Source organism: Sulfitobacter sp. W074, assembly GCF_025142275.1.
In the GTDB taxonomy this organism is placed as follows: domain Bacteria; phylum Pseudomonadota; class Alphaproteobacteria; order Rhodobacterales; family Rhodobacteraceae; genus Sulfitobacter; species Sulfitobacter profundi.
Map to the genome: position 1 here is coordinate 253,796 of NZ_CP081130.1, position 23,298 is coordinate 277,093.

Consider the following 23,298-nt stretch of genomic DNA (forward strand, 5'->3'; position numbering starts at 1 on the left):
ATGAGTGCTGGTGCAGCCATCAAAGCGGACAACGCCATGGGGGGTGAAGCACACCACGGCCACTGTCTGTGTGGCGCGGTCACGGTGGATGTGACCGGGCCGTTGGCTGCGATTTCGGCCTGTCATTGTGACCTCTGCACCCGGTGGAGCGGCTCTGTCCAAATGGGGATCGAAGTGCCACGCGCGCGGGTTTCCTACAAGGGGCCGATCCGGACCTATGCCTCATCCTCCTTCGCCGAGCGGGCGTGGTGCGAGACCTGCGGCACGGCGGTTTGGTTTGCCGATACCGAAGGCGAGAACGCGGAGCTGCTGGAACTGGCTCCGGGGCTCTTCGACGGGTTTGGCGGGGCAAAGCTGGCGCGTGTGGTCTATGCCGATCGCGCCCCAAGCAACTTTGCCCTGGCCGGAGAACTGGAGCGGGTGAGCAAAGCCGATTACGAGGCCCGCGCCCTGCATGTGGAGGACAAGCGATGAGCCTTTTGAGCGGTCATTGCCTTTGCGGGGCGGTCACGGTCAGCTTTGAGCCGTTGAAAGACGCGCTTGGTGCCTGCCACTGCGAGATGTGCCGCCGTTGGACCGGCAGTGCGTTCCTTGAGATTGACGCGAAACCGGGCAGCCTGACCTATGACGGCCCGGTGAAATCCTATGCCTCTTCGGACTGGGCTGAGCGGGCATGGTGCGACAGTTGCGGCAGCACGCTTTGGTATCACCTCACGCTGCCGGGGCATGACTATTACTCACTCTCTGCCGGATTGGTGGAGAATGCGGGCGGCCTGCCGCTCAAGACCGAGATTTACATAGATGTGAAGCCCGACGGCTATGCCTTTGCCGGGGACCACGAGATCAAAACCAAGGCCGAAGTCGAAGCAGGATTTGCGGCGTTTGTGGAAGGAACCAAGCCATGACCAAATATGATGACGCCTGGGTGGCCCGCGAAGAAGCCAAACGCGCGATGATGGCCGATAAGGGCATGTATAGTTTCGAGGAAGAGCATTCTTCCTGCGGCGTGGGCCTTGTGGTCAACATCAACGGTGAGAAGACCCGCGAGGTCGTGCTGAACGGGATCAACGCGCTCAAGGCGATCTGGCACCGCGGCGCGGTTGACGCAGATGGGATGACCGGCGATGGCGCGGGCATCCACGTGCAGATCCCTGTGCCCTTCTTCTATGAGCAGGTCCGCCGCACCGGCCACACCCCGCGCGAGAACGAGTTGATCGCCGTGGGCCAAGTCTTCCTGCCGCGCACCAACTTTGCCGCGCAAGAAACCTGCCGGACCATCGTGGAGACCGAAGTGCTCCGCATGGGCTATTACATCTACGGCTGGCGGCATGTGCCGGTGGACATCTCCGTGTTGGGCGAAAAGGCCAACGCGACCCGGCCCGAGATTGAGCAGATCCTGATTTCCAACGCCAAAGGTGTCGACGAAGAGACCTTTGAGCGTGAGCTTTATGTCATCCGCCGTCGCATCGAAAAAGCTGCCATCGCCGCGCAGGTGCCGCAGATGTACATCGCCTCGATGTCCTGCCGCAGCATCATCTACAAGGGCATGATGCTGGCCGAACAGGTGGCCGAATTCTATCCCGACCTGAAAGACGACAAGTTCATCAGCGCCTTCGCGATCTATCACCAGCGTTACTCCACCAACACCTTCCCGCAGTGGTGGCTGGCACAGCCCTTCCGCATGTTGGCCCATAACGGCGAGATTAACACGCTCAAGGGCAACATGAACTGGATGAAGAGCCATGAGATCCGTATGGCCTCTGCCACCTTTGGTGACATGGCCGAGGACATCAAACCGATCGTGGCCTCGGGGTCCAGCGACTCTGCCGCACTGGATTCCGTGTTCGAGGTGCTGGTCCGCGCGGGCCGCTCCGCGCCGATGGCCAAGACGATGCTGGTGCCGGAATCGTGGTCGAAACAGGCGGTGGAACTGCCTCAAGCATGGCGCGACATGTATTCCTACTGCAACTCCGTGATGGAGCCGTGGGACGGCCCCGCCGCATTGGCGATGACCGATGGCCGCTGGGTTTGCGCCGGGCTTGACCGGAACGGCCTGCGCCCGATGCGCTATGTGGAAACCTCCGACGGCATGTTGATCGCCGGGTCCGAGGCCGGGATGGTGCCGCTGGACGAGGCGCGGGTCGTGCGCAAAGGCGCGCTTGGCCCGGGGCAGATCATCGCGGTCGATATGGAAGAGGGCAAACTCTTCAACGATACCGAGATCAAGAACAAGCTCGCGTCAAACCAGCCCTTCGGCGAATGGGTCGGCAAGATCACCGAGATGGATGATGTCCTTGGCCGCGTCACCGAAAAGCCGCTGTTTGACGGGGCCGAACTGCGCCGCCGTCAGGTGGCTGCGGGCTATACCATCGAAGAGTTGGAACAGATCCTCGCGCCTATGGCCGAGGATGGGAAAGAGACGCTGGCCTCGATGGGCGATGACACGCCCTCGGCGGTCCTGAGCGGCCAGTACCGCCCGCTGAGCCACTTCTTTCGTCAAAACTTTAGCCAAGTCACCAACCCGCCGATCGATTCCTTGCGCGAATTCCGGGTGATGAGCCTCAAGACGCGCTTCGGTAACCTCAAGAACGTGCTCGACGAAGACAGCTCCCAGACCGAGATCCTCGTGCTCGACAGTCCCTTCGTCGGCAATGCGCAATTCGAAGAACTGATGGCGCAGTTCAAGGTGCATACCGTCTCCATCGACTGCACATTTGAGGCGGGCAACGGCAATCTCAGCGCCGGGCTGGCGCGGATTCGGGCCGAGGCGGAAGACGCCGTGCGCTCTGGCGCGGGCCATCTGGTGCTGACCGATCAGCACAGCGGGGCCGACCGGGTCGCGATGCCGATGATCCTTGCGACCAGCGCGGTGCACAGTCACCTCGTGCGCAAGGGTCTGCGGACCTTTACCTCGCTCAACGTGCGCTCGGCGGAATGTGTCGATCCGCATTACTTTGCGGTGTTGGTCGGCTGCGGCGCGACCGTGGTGAACGCCTATCTGGCCGAAGATTCCTTGGCCGACCGGATCGAGCGCGGGCTCTTGGACATGACTCTGACGCAGGCGGTGCAGAAATACCGTGAGGCGATTGACCAAGGTTTGCTCAAGATCATGGCGAAGATGGGGATTTCCGTGATCTCGTCTTATCGCGGCGGCCTGAACTTCGAGGCCGTGGGCCTTTCGCGCGCCATGTGCGCCGAGTATTTCCCCGGCATGACCAGCCGCATCTCCGGCATCGGTGTCGTCGGCATTCAGCGCAAGGCCGAAGAGGTCCACGCCAAAGGCTGGCAGGGCGACGGGGTCGTGATGCCGATTGGCGGTTTCTACAAGCAGCGCAAGACGGGCGAAAAACACGCTTGGGAAGCGAGTAGCATGCATATGCTGCAAATGGCCTGCAACAAGGCGTCCTATCAGATGTGGCAGCAGTATTCGAAAAAGATGCAGAGCAACCCGCCGATCCATCTGCGTGACCTGCTCGACATCAAGCCCAAGGGCACGCCGGTGCCATTGGAGGAGGTGGAGAGCATCACCTCGATCCGCAAGCGTTTCGTAACGCCGGGCATGTCGCTGGGCGCGCTTTCCCCAGAGGCGCATAAGACGCTGAACGTGGCGATGAACCGTATTGGCGCGAAATCTGACAGCGGCGAGGGCGGCGAAGATCCGGCGCATTTCGTGCCAGAAAGCAACGGCGACAATCCAAGCGCCAAGATCAAACAGGTCGCCTCGGGCCGCTTTGGCGTGACGGCGGAGTATCTGAACCAATGCGAAGAGTTGGAGATCAAGGTCGCACAGGGTGCCAAGCCCGGTGAGGGTGGGCAGCTTCCCGGCATGAAGGTCACCGATCTGATCGCGCGGCTGCGGCATTCGACCAAGGGCGTGACGCTGATCTCGCCCCCGCCGCACCACGATATCTACTCGATCGAAGACCTTGCGCAGCTGATCTATGACCTCAAGCAGATCAACCCGCGCTGCAAGGTGACGGTCAAGCTGGTGGCGTCGAGCGGTGTCGGCACGATTGCTGCGGGCGTGGCCAAGGCCAAGGCCGACATCATCCTAATCTCGGGCCATAACGGTGGCACCGGGGCCTCGCCTGCGACCTCGATCAAATATGCGGGTCTGCCGTGGGAGATGGGCCTCACCGAGGCGCATCAGGTTCTGTCGATGAACAACCTGCGCGACCGGGTGACATTGCGCACCGATGGTGGCCTGCGCACCGGACGCGACATCGTCATGGCTGCGATGATGGGGGCCGAGGAATATGGCATCGGCACCGCCGCGCTGATCGCTATGGGCTGCATCATGGTCCGCCAGTGCCAGTCGAATACTTGCCCCGTGGGTGTTTGCACACAGGACGAAGCTCTGCGTGGCAAGTTCACCGGCAATGCGGATAAGGTGGTGAACCTCATCACCTTCTATGCCACCGAAGTGCGCGAGATTCTGGCCAGCATCGGGGCGCGCAGCCTTGATGAAGTCATTGGCCGGGCAGACCTGCTGACGCAGGTCAGCCGAGGTTCGGCGCATTTGGATGATCTGGACCTCAACCCGCTGTTGATCACCGTCGATGGCGCACATGAGAACGTCTATGACCGCGACAAACCGCGTCAGGTGGTGCTTGATACGCTTGATGCGCAGATCGTCCGGGATGCCGCGCGTTTCCTTGAGGATGGTGAGAAGATGCAGCTGTCCTACGCCGTGCAGAACACGCACCGGACGGTCGGCACGCGGGTTTCGAGCCATATCGTGAAACGCTTCGGTATGCGCAATTCCCTGCAGCCGGACCACTTGACGGTGAAGCTGACCGGGAGTGCCGGACAATCGCTCGGCGCCTTCGCGGCACCGGGGCTGAAGCTCGAAGTCTCGGGCGATGCCAACGACTATGTCGGCAAGGGTCTGTCGGGCGGTACGATTGTGGTGCGGCCTTCGATGGCGAGCCCAGTGGTGGCGTCGGAGAATACGATCATCGGCAACACGGTGCTTTATGGTGCGACGGCGGGCTATCTCTTTGCCGCGGGCCGGGCGGGCGAGCGTTTCGCGGTGCGCAACTCGGGCGCGCATGTGGTGATCGAAGGCTGCGGCAGCAACGGTTGTGAATATATGACTGGCGGTGTGGCGGTGATCTTGGGCGAGATCGGCGCGAACTTTGCCGCCGGGATGACCGGGGGGATGGCCTATCTCTATGACCCCGACGGGCTGGCGCCGAAGCTGATGAATGCCGAAACAATCGTGACCTGCCCGGTCAGCGTCGAGCATTGGTTGGACCAGTTGCACGGGCTGCTGGAGCGTCATGTCGCCGAGACCAACAGCCGCAAGGCCGCCGATATTCTTCAGCATTGGGAGACTGAGAAGCACAACTTCCTGCAGGTCTGCCCGAAGGAGATGCTGGTGCATCTGCCCGCGCCGCTGTCGGTGGAAGAGACAGCAGTTCCAGCGGAGTAAGTTATCCCCCGCGCGGCTTCGGCCGCGCGGGAGGGACATCGCCTGCCCGTGGGGTGGCGATTGAAACGCCGCTTCGGGCCACTTTATGGCGCAGCGATGATGTGTGTTCGCGAAGGTTCGCCCAGCCTCACCAAATCGCCAGCCCGCCGGGACGGGCAGGCGATGGCCCGGCGCCTGCGGCTTGATTCCGGGCTGGGGTGGTATTCAAAAGTGTCTGCGCTACCTCTGCCTCTCCACGGGAGGCAGATCATGCGAGAAATTCTAGCGGTATTGCTGATAGTCACAGGCCTCAGCGCCTGCACCGACACCGCACCGCGTGGCGGGGGCGATATCCTCGTGCTGGGCGATTCCATCATGGCGTGGAATGGAGGCCGCTCCATCCCCGATGTCATTGCCAACCAAACGGGCCGCAGCGTCACCAGCCGTGCCGTGCCCGGCGCGCAGTTCGACAATGGCTCGACCATCGCCTCTGCCGTTGGCTTTGATATCCAGCAGCAGTTCCCCGGCGGGCGCTGGAACTGGGTGGTGGTGAATGGCGGTGCCAACGATTTGAGCGCCGATTGCGGCTGCGGGGCCTGCGGGGCCTCGGTGAATGCGCTGATCGCACCGGACGGTCAAAGCGGCAGCATCCCCGCCTTCTTGCAACGCCTCCGTGCCCAGACCGGGGCACAGGTCATGTGGATGGGCTATTACGCAGGCTCCGGCACAGGCTCCTTTGCCGGATGCCGCGATGATCTGGTCGAAATCGAATCCCGCATCGCCACTTTTGCCGCAGGCCGCCCGGGGATCCATTTCGTTGATTCCGAAGACGTGATCGACCGGGGGGACCGCGGTCTATTCGCCGGGGACAACGTGCATCCCTCCGCCCGTGGCTCTGCCTGGATCGGTGCCTACCTCGCCCAAGAAATCACCGCGCGCGAGAACCGTTCACAAAAACCCGCAGACGGCCTATAGCTGATCCATGGCGACACGGAAAAAGACCGCCCCCAAGGGCAAGAAATCGAGCAAGGCAAGCCCCCCGTTGAAGAAACGCGCGGGCCGCTGGGTGGTGCGTGCCTTGGCGCTGGCCTTTGTCTTGGCTGTGCTGCTGGTGTTGCTGTTCCGCTTCGTCAACCCGCCCACTGGGGTCTACATGCTTTCGGAATCGCGCCGTCTGGGTGGGGTGCAGCGCGACTGGGTGCCGCTTGAGCAGATCGCCCCCGTGATGGCCCGCGCGGCTGTCGCGGCAGAGGATGCGAATTTCTGCAACCACTGGGGCTTTGACATGCAGGCGATCCGCACCGCGATTGAAAATGGCTCTGCCCGCGGGGCGTCCACGATCAGCCAGCAGACGGTCAAGAACGTCTATCTTTGGCATGGGCGCTCGTGGCTGCGCAAAGCACTTGAGGCCGGGATGACCCCGCTGGTCGAAACCCTTTGGCCCAAGCGCCGGATCATCGAGGTCTATTTGAATGTGGCCGAGTTCGACGAAGGTGTCTTTGGCGTTGGTGCTGCGGCCCCGCATTACTTTGGCGTCGCGGCAGCAGACCTGAGCCCGACGCAGGCCGCCCGGCTTGCCGCGATCCTGCCCGACCCGAAAGAGCGTTCCGCCTCCCGGCCCGGTGACTTTACCCGCAAGCGCACGGCCCAGATCATGGACGGGGCGGCGACCATCCGCGCGGACGGTCGTGCCGCTTGTTTCGAGAGTTGAAAATCCTCCCGCCAGCAGGCATGGAAGAGTGCAATCCCTTTAACCACACGGACTTTATATGACGGCTCGCTTGTTTCACGTTCCCTTGTCCCCCTTCTGTCGCAAGGTGCGGCTTAGCCTTGGGGAGAAGAAGATCGAGGTGGAACTGGTCGAGGAGCGCTATTGGGAGCAAGACCCCGATTTCCTGCGCCGCAATCCGGCGGGCAAGGTGCCTGTGCTGCGGCTTGACGGGATCATGATGGCGGAAAGCGCCGCGATCTGTGAGTATATCGAAGAGACCCGCCCAGAGGCGTCATTGCTGCCCAGCGACCCGGTGCAGCGCTTGGAAGTGCGCCGTCTGGTCAGCTGGTTCGACGACAAATTCCACGACGAGGTGACCTCGAAACTGCTGTACGAGCGGGTCAACAAGAAGGTCACCAAACAGGGCTACCCGGACAGCAAGAACGTGAAGGCCGGGGCCAAGGCGATCAAATATCACCTCGACTATATGGCTTGGCTGCTGGATCACCGCCGCTGGCTGGCGGGTGACGTGATGACGCTGGCCGATTTCGCCGCCGCCGCGCATCTGTCGTCGCTCGACTATATCTCGGACGTGGATTGGAACCGCTCTGACGTGGTTAAGGACTGGTACGCCAAGATCAAATCGCGTCCCGCCTTTCGGTCGATCCTCGCCGACCAGTTGCCGGGCTTTCCGCCGCCGGTGCATTACAACAACCTCGACTTCTGATGCCCGCCGCCCCCCGCGCCGACCCCGGGCCGGAGGCCCTCAAGGCGCGGGTGGTGGCTCGGGCGCTTGAGGAAGGCTTTGTCGCCTGCCGTATTTGCCGCCCCGAAGACGTGCCCGAAATGCCCGAAAGGCTCGCCCGCTTTGTCGAGGCGGGGTTTCACGGGCAGATGGGCTGGATGGAAGAGCGGATGCATTGGCGCGGCAATCCCGCAGCACTCTGGCCCGAGGCGCGGTCGGTCATCATGCTGGCCGAAAGCTACACCCCCGACCATGACCCCCGCGCGGTGTTGGAGCATCCCGACAAGGGGGCGATCTCGGTCTATGCGCAGGGGCGTGACTACCACGATATCGTCAAGAAACGGCTGAAACGGCTGGCGCGTTGGCTGATGGAGGAGGCCCGCGCGGCTGACCCTGAGGTGAAGGTTTTCGTCGATACCGCCCCGGTGCCGGAAAAGGCGCTGGCGCAGGCGGCGGGGTTGGGCTGGCAGGGCAAGCATACCAACCTGCTGAGCCGGCAGTTCGGCAATTGGGCCTTTTTAGGGTCTGTTTTTACCACGCTTGATCTGGCCCCTGATGCGCGAGAGGTGGATCACTGCGGGTCATGCCGCGCCTGCCTAGATGCTTGCCCGACAGATGCCTTCCCCGCGCCCTATCAACTCGACGCGCGGCGCTGCATTTCCTATCTGACGATCGAACACAAAGGGCCGGTCGATCTGGACCTACGTGAGAAGATGGGCAACCGGATCTATGGCTGCGACGATTGCCTTGCCGCTTGCCCGTGGAACAAATTCGCCGTGGCGGCCAGTGATATGCGCTATCACGGCCCCGCTGTGCAGCCGGCGGATTTGGCAGAGTTGGCGGCGCTGGATGATACCGCGTTCCGCGCGCGCTATTCCGGCTCTCCGATCAAACGCATCGGGCGGGATCGCTTTGTGCGCAACGTGCTCTATGCCATCGGCAATTCCGGGCTGGCGCGGCTGCGCCCGGTGGCGCAATCTCTGACCGAAGATGCTGACCCCACCGTGGCCGATGCCGCGCGTTGGGCGGCAGAGCTGTTGGCATAGGAGGCACGCCCATGGCGGTTTTATTGGGCGTGGACACGGGCGGCACCTATACCGATGCGGTGCTGATCCGCGATGAGTCAGAGGTGATCGCTTCGGCCAAGGCGCTGACGACCCGCGCCGATCTGGCTGTTGGCGTGGGCAATGCGGTCAGCGCAGTGCTGGCGCAGTCCGGCGTGGCGGCGGATCAGATCGCCATGGCTTCGCTCTCCACCACGCTGGCGACCAACGCGCTGGTCGAAGGGCAGGGCGGGCGCGTGGCGCTGATCTATGTCGGATTCCGCGCTCCTGATCTTGAGGCGCATGGGCTGTCAGAGGCGCTGCGGGGTGACCCTTGCCTGCTGCTGGCTGGTGGGCACGACCATGCGGGGGCCGAGGTTGCGCCGCTGGACGAGCCAGCCCTAATCGCCTTTTTAGAGACGCATAGGGCCGATGTAAGCGGCTTTGCCGTGGCCAGCCAATTCGCCACGCGCAATCCGGCACATGAGCAGCGGGTCGCGGAACTGGTGGCAGAGGTCACGGGGCGTCCGGTGTCGGCGTCTCATAGTCTTTCAGCCAAGCTGAACGGGCCGAAGCGGGCGCTGACGGCTTTGCTGAACGCGCGGCTGATTGGCATGATCGATCGGCTGATTGGCCGGGCCGAGGATCAGTTGCGCAGCTTGGGCATCAGCGGCCCGATGATGGTGGTGCGCGGCGACGGTGCCTTGATGTCGAGCGCGCAGGCCCGCGAGCGCCCGATCGAGACGATTCTCAGCGGCCCTGCTGCGTCGCTCGTGGGCGCGCGCTGGTTGACCGGGGCAGAGACGGCGCTGGTGTCGGATATCGGCGGGACGACGACCGATGTAGCGCTGTTGCGCGACGGTCGCCCGGCGATTGATCCGGCGGGTGCGCAGGTTGGCCCCTATCGAACCATGGTAGAGGCGGTGGCGATGCGGACCCATGGCTTGGGCGGTGACAGCGAAGTGCATTTCACGTCCCAAGGTCTGACCGCGGGCGTGACCCTAGGGCCGAAGCGGCTGCTGCCGGTCTCTCTCCTCGCGGTGGAGGCGGGCGAGGTGGTGCATAGAGCCTTGGACGCCCAACTGCGGCGGAGTGTGGTGGGAGAGCATGATGGCCGTTTTGTGCGGGCCGTGTCGGGTCAGGAGGTCGAAGGTCTGGCCCCGCGCGACTTGGCACTGCTGGAGCGGATCGGCACCGATGTCTGGCCCTTGGGCGACGTGCTGCGGAACCGGGTCGAACAGGGCGCTTTGAACCGGTTGGTGGCGCGCGGACTGGTGCAGGTGGCGGGGGTTACGCCCAGTGATGCGAGCCATGTCGCCGGGCATCTTGTCGCATGGGACAGCGCGGCTGCGCATAAGGCGTTGGCGTTGTTCGGACGCAAGCGCGGCGGCTCGGGCCTGCGGTTCTGCCCCGAGCCCGAGAGCCTTGCCAAAATCATCATCGACCAGCTGACCGATCAGACTGCTTTGGCCCTGTTAGAGACTGCTTTTGCCGAAGAATCCCCCGCCTTTGATCTGCCGCCCGAGACCTTGGCACGGCATGTTTTGATGCAGCGTGGCCTGTCGGGGCATCGCGGCGTGCTGCGGATTGATGCGGGTCTGAACTTGCCTGTCGTGGGCTTGGGCGCTTCAGCGGCGACCTATTACCCGGCGGTAGGAGAGAGGCTGGGGAGCGAGATGATCCTGCCCGACCACGCCCATGTCGCCAATGCCATCGGTGCGGTGGTGGGGCGGGTGACCATGCGTGAAAGCGGCACTGTCATCGTCCCGCACGAAGGGGTGTTTCGCGTTCATCTGGCCGATGGCCCACAGGATTTCCCGAATGCCGAACGCGCTCTGGCCGAAGCAGAGACTGCTTTGACCGAAACCGCCCGCGCGCGGGCCCAGTCAGCCGGGGCCGCACAAATCGAGTGTCATGTGACGCGCGATATTCGTATGGCCGAGATTGAGGGGCGGGAGGTGTTTGTCGAGGCCGCGCTTACCGTCGAAGCCTCGGGGCGGCCGCGCGTGGCGGCGGGCTGACCCCCGGCGCGGTGCCGGGGGCAGCATCGTTACTCAGCCGCTGCGCGTTTGGGCAGCACCCAATCGGCGCGCGGGAAATGGCAGGTGTAGCCATTGGGCAGACGTTCCAGATAGTCCTGATGCTCTGGCTCTGCTTCCCAGAAATCGCCAACGGGTTCGATCTCGGTCACGACTTTGCCCGGCCACAGGCCAGAGGCTTCGACATCGGCGATGGTATCTTCGGCGACCGCTTTTTGTTCATCGTCGACATAGTAGATCGCGGAACGGTAGCTCATCCCGCGGTCATTGCCCTGACGGTTCATCGTGGTGGGGTCGTGGATCTGAAAGAAGAACTCCAGCAGCTCACGGTAGGAGGTCTTCTCGGGGTCGAAGTTGATCTCGATCCCCTCAGCATGGGTGCCGTGGTTGCGATAGGTCGCATTGGGCACATCGCCGCCGGTATAGCCGACGCGGGTCGAGACCACACCGGGGCGGCGGCGGATCAGATCTTGCATCCCCCAGAAACAGCCACCGGCCAATACTGCGCGTTCGGTTGTCATGTCACATTCTCCACTTGGTTGAGATACTCGCCATAGCCTTCGGCCTCCATGTCGTCACGGTGGACGAAGCGCAAAGAGGCGGAGTTGATGCAATAGCGCAGCCCGCCGCGATCCGGTGGGCCGTCGGGAAAGACGTGGCCAAGGTGGCTGTCGCCGTGTTTGCTGCGCACCTCGGTGCGGACCATGCCGAGCGAGGCGTCTTCCAACTCTTCGACATAGGCAGGCACGATCGGTTTGGTAAAGCTGGGCCAGCCACAGCCGCTTTCGTATTTGTCACCGCTGGCGAACAAAGGCTCGCCCGAAACGATGTCGACGTAGATGCCCGGCTCTTTGTTGTTCAGGTATTTGCCGGTGCCGGGGCGTTCGGTGCCGCTGCGCTGCGTGACGTGGAATTCTTCGGGGCTCAGCGCATCAATCGCGGCGTTGGTTTTCTCGTATTGGGGCATGGGGTCCTCCATTCATGGGCTTGGCCTATTAGATGGTGTGTGGCGGTGAAATTCAAAGGGTTTGCGGCTCACACTGGCGTTACGCCTTGCGTTGCCGCGAGACCTGCACGGCAAGGATGCCGCCTGCGATGATGGCGACACCAAGGATGTCGCGCGGACCCAGCGTTTCGCCCAGCAGCAGGGCCGCGATGGCCACGCCGAAGAACGGGTTGAGAAAGTGGAAGGTCGCCGCCCGCGTGGCGCCGATGCGGTTCACGAGCCAGAACCATACCACGGTGGCGGCAAGGCCGGGGACAAGGCAGGTATAGGCGAAGGCGAGCGTCAGGCGCAGGCTGGGGTCGATGCGGGGTGTCTCAAACAGCAGGGTGGCGATGGAGAGGGCCACGCAGCCGACAAGCATTTGCAAGCCGACGACCATGAGGAAGTTGCCGCCCGAGGTCGCGCCGCGCACCAACAGGGTGGCTGCGGTGAGGGCCACCACGCCGATGGCGCAAAGGATGAGACCATAGAGGTCGACTTGCCCGCCGAGGCGCGCGCCCATGATGATGGCGACGCCAATGACACCGGCAAACAGTCCCGCAATGCCCAAAGGGCGCAGCTTCTCACCCAAAAACGCCCATGCGGCGAAGCCCACAAGAAGCGGCATGGTGGAGGCGATGATCGCGGCGAGGGACGCCTCGATGGTCTGCATGGCGATGAAGTTAAGCCCAAGGTAAACCGCGTTTTGTAGCACGCCAAAGATGATCGTCGCCCGCCACTGCGCGGGGGTGAGCCGCCAGCTTTGCCCCAGGGCCAGCGCGATGCCGACGCCGATCAGGCCAGAGATCAGGTAGCGTAGAGAGAGAGCCAGCAGGGGCGAGGCATCCATCACGATGATACGGGCAGAGGTGAAGGCCGAGGACCACATCACGGCAAAGGCCAGTCCCATGAGAATTGCGCGGATGTCCATGAAATGCCCCCTGTGCTGAACTTGCTAAGCAATGGCGGGTTTGAAGGGGGAGGGCAAGGTGGGTTTGGTGAGTTGAAGAATACCCAAGCTTTAGGAATTCGACACTGCCCGGAATCAAGCCGCAGGCGCCGGGCCATCGCCTGCCCGCCCGCCACGCCAGAGGCGTGCCGTGGTAGTTCGGGCGCACCGCTGGTGCGACCGGGTAGGCGATTTGGCGAGGCTGGACACGACATTGAAAGCGCACATTATGGCTGAACCATAAAGTGCATGGAGCGTCTGTTGGATCGCCGACCCGCGGGCAGGCGATGGCCCTGCGAAACGCAAACCTCAAACGGGAAAACGCGAGATCGCTAATCTGTGTACTGGCGCGCGCCTTCCTCCCCCCAAACGAAAAAGGGCCGCCCGAGGGCGACCCTTTCGCAAACATTCAGCCCAAGGCTTACTCGTTCACGCTGTCCTTCAGCGCCTTCGCGATGGTCATTTTGACCACTTTGTCGGCGTCTTTCTTGAACTGCTCGCCAGTGGCGGGGTTGCGGACCATCCGCTCGGGGCGCTCACGGCAATAGATTTTGCCAACGCCCGGCAGGGTTACGGCACCGCCGGCGGACACTTCACGGGTGATCAGGTTGCAAACGGCGTCGAGCGCTGCGCCTGCGGATTTCTTGTCGGTGTCCATCTCTTCTGCCAGAGCAGCAACGAGCTGGGTCTTGGTCATCGGTTTTGCCATTTTATTCTCCTTAGACTGCCCGCTTTTTAGGGCCTCATGGCCGGAATGTAACGGTATGTTGTGGGATAACACAACGAATTGTGGCGCTCTAAACGTGAAAACATGCGATTTTCCGCTGTTTTAGCCCCTATAGGAACGCCGTTTCGTCGAAGGATCGAAGTTTCCGGCTGTGGATCCGCTCCAGCGGCATGCGGCGCAGCAGCTCCATGGCGCGAATGCCGATCATCAGATGGCGCGCGACTTGGGTCTTGTAGAAGTCCGAGGCCATGCCGGGCAGTTTCAATTCACCATGCAGCGGTTTGTCCGACACACACAGCAGCGTGCCATAGGGCACCCGAAAGCGATAGCCGTTGGCGGCGATGGTGGCACTTTCCATATCCAGCGCCACGGCGCGGGATTGGCTCAGCCGCTGCACCGGGCCGGATTGGTCGCGCAGTTCCCAGTTGCGGTTGTCGATGGTGGCGACGGTGCCAGTCCGCATGATGCGTTTCAGCTCATAGCCCTCCAGCTGCGTGACCTGCGCCACCGATTGCTCCAGCGCGATCTGGATCTCGGCCAACGCCGGGATCGGCACCCAGACCGGCAGGTCGTCATCCAGAACGTGATCCTCGCGCAGGTAGCCATGCGCCAATACGAAGTCGCCCAGAGCCTGCGTATTGCGCAGCCCGGCACAGTGGCCGACCATCAGCCAAGCATGGGGGCGCAGCACGGCGATGTGGTCCGTCGCCGTTTTAGCGTTGGACGGCCCCACGCCGATATTGACCAGTGTGATGCCCGAACCGTCGGCGCGTTTCAGGTGATAGGTCGGCATTTGCGGGGTCTTCAGCGTCTCTGCCAAAGGCGCATCGGGATCGGTGATCTCGGCATTGCCGGTCGAGACAAAGGCGGTGTAGCCGCTCTCGGGGTCGCGCAGCATCTCGCGGGCGTATTGCTCAAACTCGGTCACATAGAACTGGTAGTTCGTAAACAGCACATGGGTCTGGAAATGCTCAGGGTCCGTGGCGGTGTAATGCGCCAGCCGGGCGAGGGAGTAATCGACGCGCTGCGCGGTAAAGGGCGCGAGCGGGCGCACGTCGTCCTCAGGCACGTAGGTCCCGTTGACGATATCATCATTGGTGGTCGACAGGTCCGGCACGTCAAAGACATCGCGCAGGGTGAAATCGGCGGCCCCTTCTTGGGGCACGTTCAGCGCATTATCACCCGACATGGCGAAATGTACCGGAATCGGTGTGGTCGACGGGCCAACGATCACTGGCTGGTCGTGATTTTCAATCAGCAGGCCGATCTGCTGGATCAGATAGTTCCGAAAGAGATCAGGCCGGGTGATCGTCGCGGCGAAGGTGCCGGGAGAAGAGACATGGCCGAAGGACAGGCGCGTATCGACATGGGCATAAGACGAGGTGCGAAACCGCAGTTCGGGATAAAAGGCACGCACGCGGGCATCGGGGGCCGAAGTCTCCATCGCCTTGGCAAAGGCATCATGCAGGAAGGTCGTGGCCTGCTGATAAAGTTCGGTCAGGCGGTCCACGGCAGCTGTCGCATCGCGGAAGCTTTCCGGGTTCGGGGTGTCCGGGGTCAGGATCGTTGTCATGTTTGCGGCTCTAACAATGGGATGATTTCAAATTTCTGCACATCGACCAGCCCGAGGTCCGAGATCCGCAACTCAGGGATCACCACAAGGGCCAAAAGAGAATGCTGCATATAGGCGTTGTTCAGCTTGCAGCCACAGTCGATCATCGCCTGCACAAGGGCTTCGGCATCGGCGGCGACTTCAGCGGCGGGGCGGTCAGACATCAACCCGGCGATGGGCAGGGCGACAAGCGCCAGTTCCTCGCCCTCGCGGAAGATCGTGATGCCCCCGCCGACTTCGCGCAGTCGGTTGGCGGCCAGCGCCATCTGCTCGGTATCGGTGCCCACGACGATCATGTGGTGGCTGTCATGCGCCACGGTCGAGGCCATGGCCATGCGCCCCTCATAGCCAAAGCCCGAGACGAAAGCGTTGGTTACCGTTCCGGTGGCGCGGTGGCGTTCGACCAGTGCGATCTGGCAAACCTCGCCAGTGCCCTGCACGCGGCCTTCGGTCACGGGCAGTTCAAACTTCAGCGCGCGTGTGGGCGCTTGGTTTTCGACCACGCCGATGACATTGGCGGTGACTGCGTTCGCGCCTTCGGGTGCGGCGATGTCGAAGTCATCGGCGCTCAGGTCTCGGGCCATGTTTACGGTCTGGCGAGCATTGTTAGGCCAGTCGAAATGCGGGCAATCGACAAGGCATTTGCCATCTTCCGCCACCACGTCGCCGCGTGCGATCACCGTCTCTACCGGGAAGCTCGCAAGATCCGATGTCAGGATCACATCAGCTCGGCGGCCCGGCGTCAGTGAGCCGATCTCCCGCTCCAACCCGAAATGCGTCGCGGTGTTGATCGTCGCCATTTGCAAGGCAATTAACGGATCGCAGCCGCAGTCGATGGCATGACGCACCACCCGGTTCATATGCCCTTCGTTGGTGATGGTGCCCGAGTGGCTGTCATCGGTGCACAGGATCATGTTGCGCGGATCGAGCCCTTTTTCGGTGATCGCGGTGATCTGCGTCTTCACGTCATACCACGCCGAGCCGAGCCGGATCATTGAGCGCATGCCCTGCCGCATCCGCGCCACGGCGTCGGCTTCGCAGGTGCCTTCGTGGTCATCCGCCGGACCGCCCGCCACATAGGCGGCAAAGACGGGGCCGAGGTCGGGGGAAGCGTAATGTCCGCCCACGGTCTTGCCCGCCCGCTGCGTCGCCGCGATCTCGGCCAGCATTTGCGGGTCGGCGTTGCTGACGCCGGGGAAATTCATCATTTCGCCCAAGCCGACGATGCCGGGCCAGGCCATCGCCTCGGTCACATCCTCGGCGGTGATCTCGAATCCGGTCGTTTCCAGCCCCGGTGCCGAAGGTGCGCAGGAGGGCATTTGGGTAAAGATGTTAATGGGCTGCATCAGCGCTTCGTCATGCATCATCCGTACGCCGGTGAGCCCTAGTACATTCGCAATCTCATGCGGGTCGGTGAAGGCCGATGTTGTGCCATGCGGGATCACCGCGCGGGCGAATTCCGCAGGGGTGAGCATGGTGCTTTCGATATGCATATGCCCATCGCAAAGACCGGGGATCATATAGCGGCCATTCGCTTCGATGATCTGGGTGCTGTCGCCCCGGCAATGGCCTGCATCCGGCCCGACAAAGGCGATGCGCCCGGCGGCGATGGCGATGTCGTGATCGGGCAGGCATTCGCGGGTGTGCACATTCACCCAAATGCCGCCGGTGATGATCGTATCGGCCGCGCGCCGCCCGGCGGCGACCTCGACCAATTGTGCGGCCACATCGGGCCAAGTGGGGAACGTTTTATCTGTCATGTCCAAAGGTGCCATAGGGCCGGGGGAGGTTCAAGCGGGCCCGCGATATGAAAGGGCGCGGGATGTTGCCAGAACGCGCCGCTTGCGGCTAACTGGGGCCCAAGGCATTTACGGAACCATCTGATGAATTTTCTCTTTGTGCACCAGAACATGCCCGGCCAATACCGGGAGTTGGTGCAATGGCTGGCGCAGGCGGGCGGGCATCGGATTTATTTTCTGACCCAGCGTCAGAACGCCCCAAATCTGCCCGGCGTCGAAACCCGGGTCTACCGCCCCCATCATCGGCCCGACGACAAAGCCTATGGGCTCTCGCGCGTTTGGGAAGAAGCCTCGGGCAATGGTTTCGGGGCCGTCAGCGCGGCCCGGCAGATCGAAACGCAAGAGGGCTTTCGCCCCGACATCATCATCGGCCACGTCGGTTGGGGGGAGTTAAGCTTTTTCAAAGAGCTTTGGCCCGATGTTCCGATCATCGGCTATTTCGAGTATTATTATAACATGACCGGTGGGATGGTCGGCTTTGATCCAGCCGAGAAAATTTCGACCCATGCGCCTTATCTTAACCATGCGCGCAATATCGTGCCGCTGGCCAATATCGAAACCGTCGATCTGGGCCACTGTCCGACCCATTGGCAACGCGACCGTTTCCCCGAAAGCTTTCACCGCAAGCTTTATGTCTGCCACGATGGCATCCGCACCGATCAACTATTGCCCGACCCGGATGTCAGCCTGCGGTTGGGGCGTTTGGCAGAGCCCGTGACGCGCAAGGATGAGATCATTACCTATGTCGCGCGCAATCTGGAAAAGACGCGGGGCTTTCACACGATGATGCGCGCTCTGCCGCGTATCTTGGCCGAGCGGCCCTCTGCGCGGGTGGTGATCGTCGGCGGCAATGAGGTGTCCTACGGCAAGCAAAGCGACCATCCCGGCGGGTTGCGCGGAGAGATGGCGGCAGAACTGCAGGGCAAGGTCGATTGGGAGCGGGTGCATTTCGTCGGCAAAGTGCCATACCCCGATTTCAAGAAGCTTGTGCAGATCAGCCGCTGTCACATCTATCTGACGATGCCCTTTGTGCTGTCTTGGTCACTGCTCGAAGCCATGTCGATGCAAGCCACGATCGTGGCCTCTGATGTGGCCCCGGTGCGCGAGGCGGTGAGCCATGGCAAGACCGGGCTGCTGGTGGATTTCTTTGACCCCGATGCGCTGGCGGCGCAGGTGGTGGAGGTGCTTGCCAATCCGCAGGATCACGCCCATCTCGGCCCGGCGGCGCGGGCGCATGTGGTTGAGCATTACGATTTCCTTACCCGCTGCCTGCCCGAACACCTCGCGCGGATCAACGCATTGGTGCCCGACAGCAAACGGATAAGCTAGCGAGGATCAGTTGCCAAGGTTTCCAGCGGTGTTCACCAGCCCAAAGACCGATCCGACGAGGCCCAGAATGGTGCGCGTGTCCGACAGTGGGCTTTCGGTTGCAAGCACCAGATCGCCGGATTGAATGTGGAAATTCCGCGCCGAGAACAGCCCGTCAGATGTGGTCAAATCCAGTGTGAACACCACCCGCGTGCGGCGCGGGCCGCGCACCCCGGCGCTGACCGCGCTGGCGGGGTATTCGCGCAGGATCAAAATGCCCTCGGGGTCGGCGCGGGATTCGTTTACCCCACCGATGATCGCCAGCGCATCCAGAGCAGAGACCTCATCGCGGTTGAAGGGAAACTGTGCCTCCCTTCCGGCGGCACCCAGCGACAGGAAGTAACGGCGGTCATCCTCGATGATCAGTTTGTCGCCCCCGATCAGCCGGGTATCAAGGCTGGGGTTTTCGTAAAGCCGGTCGATCGACGTGGTATAGATGTTTGGGCCGCGCAGCAGTTTGACCTGCGGGTTTTCGATGCCGCTTTGCACCCCGCCACCAGCCGAGATCGCCGCCAGCACGGTAAAGTTATTGTCGGGCATCAGGATGTTGCCGGGGCTGCTCACGCCGCTCACCAGATCGACGGAGTTGCTGCGCCCTTCGGTCATGGCCAGTTGCACCTGTGCCGAGGGCACGATCGTCTCAAGCCGACGCTGAAGCAATTGCCGCGCTGAATCCGGGGTCCGGCCCGAGACCTGAACCTTGCCGATATAGGGCATGAAAATCGTCCCGCTCTCCGAAACGCGAATGCCGGACAGGGTGGCAACCTGTTGGCTTGGTGAAGTCAGCAGCGAGTTATCGCTGCTGTCCCAAACCAGAATGTCCAGCCGATCACCGGGGCGGATGACTTGGGCGCTCGACCCTCGGCTGGCACCGATCCAGCCATGGCGTCTTTCGCCGGTGCGGGGCCACTGAGCAACACTGGGCAGAAAGGCACGGGTGACGGGATAAACGGCGATATCGGCATCCGGCGCGGCCGCTTCCTCTGTGACCTCTTTTTGGATGGCTGCACCACGCGGAAGGTTGCTGCATGCCGCCAGCGAGAAGGTCATCAGGGCCAAGAGGAACAGTTTGCTCAGGTGCTTCATGAGATGCGCAGTCGCTTTCTGGTGTTTCACCGGTAAACCGGGGTACTTGTGCCTGTATGCAGTGTTAATTGGCGGCTTGCAAAGGATGTTGTAAACCCGGCCCCCATCCGAAATTCTAGCCCCTCAGGATAGAGGCTGAACCTATGGCGTCAATGACTACAAAAGACAGCGCGGTTTCAAGCGGCCCGGCGGATTTTGACGGGGTTCTCTTGTTGGGCGCGACGGGGCGTTTGGGCAGCATGCTGCGCCGTCATTGGCCTGAACCGCAGGCTCTGCGCAGCCAGTCGCGGCAGCCTCGACCCGGATTTTACAATTTCGATCTGCCAGCAGCGGGAGAGGGGCCAAGTGATGCGGCGATATCCACCGCGCGTGGGGCGCGGGCGGTGATCGCTTTGGCCGGGGTGACCCCGGCCCGGGCGGGGGCCTGCGGCGCACCGTTGGAGGACAACGTCACCCTCGCCCTCGCCGCGCTGAAATTGGCAGAGGCGGCGGCGGTCCCCCGGTTTTTTGTCGCCTCTTCGGCAGCGGTCTATGGCGCGCAAGACGGTCCGCTGCGAGAGGATATGCCCTGCGCTCCGCTTTCGGAGTACGGCAGGCAGAAGCTGGCGATGGAGCAGGCGGTGCGAGAAGCACAAGGCAAGACCGCCATCACCGCGCTGCGGATCGGCAATGTGGCCGGCGCGGATGCGATCCTTGGCGGCTGGCAACCGAAAATGCAGATTGATCGCTTCCCCGATGGCGCCACGCCAAGCCGCAGCTATATCGGGCCGGTGACCTTGGCGCGGGTGCTCTGCACGCTCTGCCATGTGGACGACCTGCCGCCTGTTTTGAATATCGCGGCCCCCGGCGCGGTGCAAATGGGGGCGCTGCTCGATGCGGCGGGGCTGGCGTGGCAGCCCAAACCGGCCCCGGCCACCGCCATTCCTGAGGTGCGGCTGGATACGAATGCGCTTGAATGCCACGTCGATTTCACGCCAGAAACTCAAACGCCCGCCGGTATGGTACGTGAATGGCAGCAGGATATGAACAAACGATGAAGACCCTTCAATGACGTGGCGCAAGCGCATCTTCGATCTGTTCTTCGCCAGCCTGCTTGTCATCATCTTGGGGCCGATCCTGCTGGGGTTGCTGGTCTGGTTGCTGCTGAAAGAGGGGCGGCCGCTTTTTCATGTGGCCGAGCGGATGAAAACGCCTGAGCAGAGTTTCAACCTTTGGAAACTGCGTACGATGACCGTGGCAGAGAAGGATCAGGGCGTATCGGGCGGCAACAAAGCCGCGCGGATCACCCCCACCGGCGCATGGCTCAGGGCGCGGCGCTTGGATGAGTTTCCCCAGCTTTGGAATATCCTGCGCGGCGATCTAAGCTTTGTCGGCCCGCGTCCGCCGCTGCGCGAATATGTGGAGCGTTTTCCCGAGGTCTATGCCGAGGTTCTGAAATCCCGGCCCGGCGTGACCGGGTTGGCCACGATCCGGTTTCACAAACATGAAGAACGGCTGCTGTCGCGCTGCGAGACCCCGGAAGAGACCGACCGTGTCTATTGTCGTATCTGCGTCCCGCGCAAAGCCCAACTAGATCTGATTTATCAGCGCCATCAAAGCACATGTTACGACTTCGATTTGGTGTTTCAAACTATCAGCAACCTTTTTAGACGCAGATGAAGGTGGCGGTGGCCCGCGGCGTGACCGGGGGCAAATAGTTAAAAATTGGTGTTTTTTACAAAATCGTGGCATTGTTTGCTGAAAATTTAAGCGAATCCAGATTCGATTGATGACACATTGAGCGCTATTTACTGTTTTTACGCTTGCTGGTGCTCAGAAAGAGCTCCATGGACGAAAGAGAGCTACTAATACGTTTCGGGCGCATCGCGGTCGCTAATATACACGTAGACAGGAGACGGCGCATGCTGAGCATCATCAAGTCGCTGACCAAACGGCAAAAGCGCGTGATCATGTTGGCGCTCGACTCCCTTTTAATCGTTGTCTCCACGATTGCCGCCTTGGCTGTGCGCGGGCTGCCTGAGCATCTTCTCGAAACACTCGCCAACTATGCCCCGGTATTACCTCTTACCCTGATTGTTGGTGTGCTCGTATCGATCCGCTTGGGGGTCTGTAGCACACAATTGAACGCCTATGAGACCGCAGCGGTCGGTAGCACCGCTATTTTGGGGACCACCCTGGCGGGCGTATCCCTGCTGGGCGCTTCCCTTCTGGGGCTGGATTTCCCGCTGGGCGTGCATATCATGTTCGGGGCGATCTTTTTCTCTCTGGTGGTGCTGTCGCGGGTAATCTTGTTGCATATCGTGCTGCAAATCTACCGTACCGGCGACGCGCGCTGCCGTGTCCTGATTTATGGCGCGGGCACCACGGGGACACAGCTGGTCTCGGCGCTGCGCGGCCATGAAACGATTGAGCCTATTGCCTTTGTCGATGATAACATTGCGCTGCAAGGGCTCAACGTCTCAAAACTGCCGGTCTATTCCTCGCGCGGCATTGCTGAACTTGTCGTCGAGAAACAGATCGACCGCGTGTTGCTGGCCGTGCCCTCGCTAAGCACCCCAAAGCAGGCGCAGATCGCCCGACGGCTGGAGAAGCTGGGTCTGGAGGTGCAAACCCTTCCGTCCTTCGCGCAATTGATCGGGGAAGAGGCTTTGGTCGACAAGCTTTCCCCCGTTTCTCCGCGTCGGTTCCTGAACCGCGATGAAATCACCCCTTTGATCAACGAAGGCGGAGAGAGCTATGCCGGTAAGGTAGTTTTCGTCTCAGGTGCGGGCGGCTCCATCGGGTCGGAGCTTTGCCGTCAGGTTCTGCTTTGTCGGCCCACCAAACTGGTGCTTTTCGAACTGAGCGAACTGGCCCTCTACAACGCCGACATGGAGATCCGGCAGTTGGCCGAGGGCAGCGACATCGAAATCGTCTCGGTTCTGGGTACGGTCACGGATACCCGGCAGCTGCGCAAAGTGCTGTCGCAGCACGGGGTCAATGTGATCCTTCATGCCGCCGCCTATAAGCATGTCCCGCTGGTCGAGGCGAACCCGCTTTCGGGGCTGGTGAACAATGTTTTGGGCACACAGGCGCTGGCCGAGCAGGCCGCCCGCGCAGGCGTGGAGCGTTTCATTCTGGTATCAACCGACAAGGCCGTGCGCCCGACAAATATCATGGGTGGGTCCAAGCGGCTTGCCGAACTCGTCATTCAGGATATGGCGCGCAAATATGGCGGCGAGGGCGGTGTCATCTTTTCGATGGTCCGTTTTGGCAATGTGTTGGGGTCGTCCGGGTCTGTCGTGCCGCTGTTTCAAGAACAGGTTAGCCGCGGCGGCCCGTTGACGGTGACGGATCGGGGCGTGGCGCGCTACTTTATGACGGTGGAAGAGGCCGTGCGTCTGGTTTTGCAGGCTGGATCGCTGGCCCAAGGAGGCGAGGTCTTTGTTCTGGACATGGGCAAGCCCGTGCCCATCTTGAAACTTGCGCGGCAAGTGATTGAAACGGCTGGTTATACCGTCCGGGACGAAGACAACCCCGATGGCGATATCGAGATCGAGATCACCGGCCTGCGCCCCGGCGAGAAGATGACAGAGGAGTTAACGCTGAGCGGTTTGCTCATCAACACGGCGCATCCCAAGATCTATTCCGCGCGGGAAAACGGATTGAACGAACTGGAAATCGCCTCGGTCCTGCGGGACTTGCGCGAAGCACTTGTTGCCAATGACGAAGATCTGGCCCGTCAGGTTGTCTACCGCTGGGTCGAAGGCTTCGCCCCGCCCGAGGCGCTGAGAAAATCCTCCTGACCGGACCGTCACATGTCGCGATATTGCCGCGGTCGC

19 protein-coding genes are annotated in these 23,298 nt (G+C 62.0%); 12 read left to right on the forward strand and 7 right to left on the reverse strand.

Annotated features, from left to right (window positions below; translation table 11 throughout):
* The 8 genes from K3762_RS01270 to K3762_RS01305 all read left to right on the forward strand — a co-directional run bounded on the left by K3762_RS01270 (position 1) and on the right by K3762_RS01305 (position 10,933).
* On the forward strand, positions 1–474 hold the full coding sequence (locus K3762_RS01270) for a GFA family protein (protein WP_165935538.1): 474 nt from the start codon (positions 1–3) through the stop codon (positions 472–474).
* The gene (locus tag K3762_RS01275) at positions 471–905 is read left to right on the forward strand and encodes a GFA family protein (protein WP_067942620.1); all 435 of its coding nucleotides are present in this window, start codon (positions 471–473) and stop codon (positions 903–905) included. Before K3762_RS01270 ends, K3762_RS01275 begins: the two co-directional genes overlap by 4 nt.
* Entirely contained in the window at positions 902–5,434 is a 4,533-nt protein-coding gene (gene gltB / locus K3762_RS01280; RefSeq protein ID WP_260011068.1) for a glutamate synthase large subunit, read from the forward strand. Before K3762_RS01275 ends, gltB begins: the two co-directional genes overlap by 4 nt.
* A 249-nt stretch (positions 5,435–5,683) precedes the next feature.
* Positions 5,684–6,388 (forward strand): SGNH/GDSL hydrolase family protein, encoded by a 705-nt coding sequence (locus tag K3762_RS01285; RefSeq protein ID WP_132444039.1) that lies wholly within the window; start codon positions 5,684–5,686, stop codon positions 6,386–6,388.
* Positions 6,389–6,395: 7 nt separating this feature from the next.
* Positions 6,396–7,124, forward strand: coding sequence for a monofunctional biosynthetic peptidoglycan transglycosylase (mtgA, locus tag K3762_RS01290; RefSeq protein WP_132444040.1), 729 nt, complete (start codon positions 6,396–6,398; stop codon positions 7,122–7,124).
* Positions 7,125–7,182: 58 nt separating this feature from the next.
* Positions 7,183–7,851, forward strand: coding sequence for a glutathione S-transferase family protein (locus K3762_RS01295; protein ID WP_067624607.1), 669 nt, complete (start codon positions 7,183–7,185; stop codon positions 7,849–7,851).
* Positions 7,851–8,915 (forward strand): tRNA epoxyqueuosine(34) reductase QueG, encoded by a 1,065-nt coding sequence (queG, locus tag K3762_RS01300; RefSeq protein ID WP_132444041.1) that lies wholly within the window; start codon positions 7,851–7,853, stop codon positions 8,913–8,915. The genes K3762_RS01295 and queG overlap by 1 nt, the downstream gene beginning before the upstream one ends.
* An 11-nt stretch (positions 8,916–8,926) precedes the next feature.
* Positions 8,927–10,933 carry a hydantoinase/oxoprolinase family protein gene (locus K3762_RS01305; RefSeq protein ID WP_260011071.1) on the forward strand — a complete coding sequence of 669 codons (2,007 nt, stop codon included), beginning with the start codon at positions 8,927–8,929 and terminating at the stop codon, positions 10,931–10,933.
* Positions 10,934–10,962: 29 nt separating this feature from the next.
* Here K3762_RS01305 and msrA read toward each other — a convergent pair whose 3' ends face one another.
* From msrA to ade, 6 genes are all read right to left on the reverse strand, one after another.
* Positions 10,963–11,472 carry a peptide-methionine (S)-S-oxide reductase MsrA gene (gene msrA / locus K3762_RS01310; RefSeq protein ID WP_067942613.1) on the reverse strand — a complete coding sequence of 170 codons (510 nt, stop codon included), beginning with the start codon at positions 11,470–11,472 and terminating at the stop codon, positions 10,963–10,965.
* Positions 11,469–11,918 (reverse strand): peptide-methionine (R)-S-oxide reductase MsrB, encoded by a 450-nt coding sequence (msrB, locus tag K3762_RS01315; protein WP_067624619.1) that lies wholly within the window; start codon positions 11,916–11,918, stop codon positions 11,469–11,471. Before msrB ends, msrA begins: the two co-directional genes overlap by 4 nt.
* A gap of 79 nt (positions 11,919–11,997) precedes the next feature.
* The gene (locus K3762_RS01320) at positions 11,998–12,867 is read right to left on the reverse strand and encodes a DMT family transporter (protein ID WP_120349910.1); all 870 of its coding nucleotides are present in this window, start codon (positions 12,865–12,867) and stop codon (positions 11,998–12,000) included.
* A gap of 439 nt (positions 12,868–13,306) precedes the next feature.
* Positions 13,307–13,594, reverse strand: a complete 288-nt coding sequence (locus K3762_RS01325; protein ID WP_007118569.1) for an HU family DNA-binding protein — start codon at positions 13,592–13,594, stop codon at positions 13,307–13,309.
* A 127-nt stretch (positions 13,595–13,721) separates the two neighbouring features.
* Positions 13,722–15,185: an AMP nucleosidase gene (locus K3762_RS01330; RefSeq protein ID WP_067624625.1), complete on the reverse strand. Its 1,464-nt coding sequence runs from the start codon at positions 15,183–15,185 to the stop codon at positions 13,722–13,724.
* Positions 15,182–16,984 (reverse strand): adenine deaminase, encoded by a 1,803-nt coding sequence (gene ade, locus K3762_RS01335; RefSeq protein WP_132444043.1) that lies wholly within the window; start codon positions 16,982–16,984, stop codon positions 15,182–15,184. The genes K3762_RS01330 and ade overlap by 4 nt, the downstream gene beginning before the upstream one ends.
* Positions 16,985–17,107: 123 nt before the next feature.
* Between ade and K3762_RS01340 the strand changes: the two genes are divergently transcribed.
* The gene (locus K3762_RS01340; RefSeq protein ID WP_132444044.1) at positions 17,108–18,352 is read left to right on the forward strand and encodes a glycosyltransferase family 4 protein; all 1,245 of its coding nucleotides are present in this window, start codon (positions 17,108–17,110) and stop codon (positions 18,350–18,352) included.
* A 6-nt stretch (positions 18,353–18,358) separates the two neighbouring features.
* On the opposite strand, the gene K3762_RS01345 is transcribed toward K3762_RS01340, so the two are convergent.
* Positions 18,359–19,477, reverse strand: a complete 1,119-nt coding sequence (locus K3762_RS01345) for a polysaccharide biosynthesis/export family protein (protein WP_120349913.1) — start codon at positions 19,475–19,477, stop codon at positions 18,359–18,361.
* 152 nt (positions 19,478–19,629) lie between these two features.
* Between K3762_RS01345 and K3762_RS01350 the strand changes: the two genes are divergently transcribed.
* The 3 genes from K3762_RS01350 to K3762_RS01360 all read left to right on the forward strand — a co-directional run bounded on the left by K3762_RS01350 (position 19,630) and on the right by K3762_RS01360 (position 23,262).
* Positions 19,630–20,514, forward strand: coding sequence for an NAD(P)-dependent oxidoreductase (locus K3762_RS01350; RefSeq protein WP_165935539.1), 885 nt, complete (start codon positions 19,630–19,632; stop codon positions 20,512–20,514).
* 10 nt (positions 20,515–20,524) lie between these two features.
* Entirely contained in the window at positions 20,525–21,136 is a 612-nt protein-coding gene (locus tag K3762_RS01355) for a sugar transferase (protein WP_067942490.1), read from the forward strand.
* A gap of 242 nt (positions 21,137–21,378) precedes the next feature.
* Positions 21,379–23,262 (forward strand): nucleoside-diphosphate sugar epimerase/dehydratase, encoded by a 1,884-nt coding sequence (locus K3762_RS01360; protein WP_067628587.1) that lies wholly within the window; start codon positions 21,379–21,381, stop codon positions 23,260–23,262.
* Positions 23,263–23,298 lie beyond the last annotated feature (36 nt).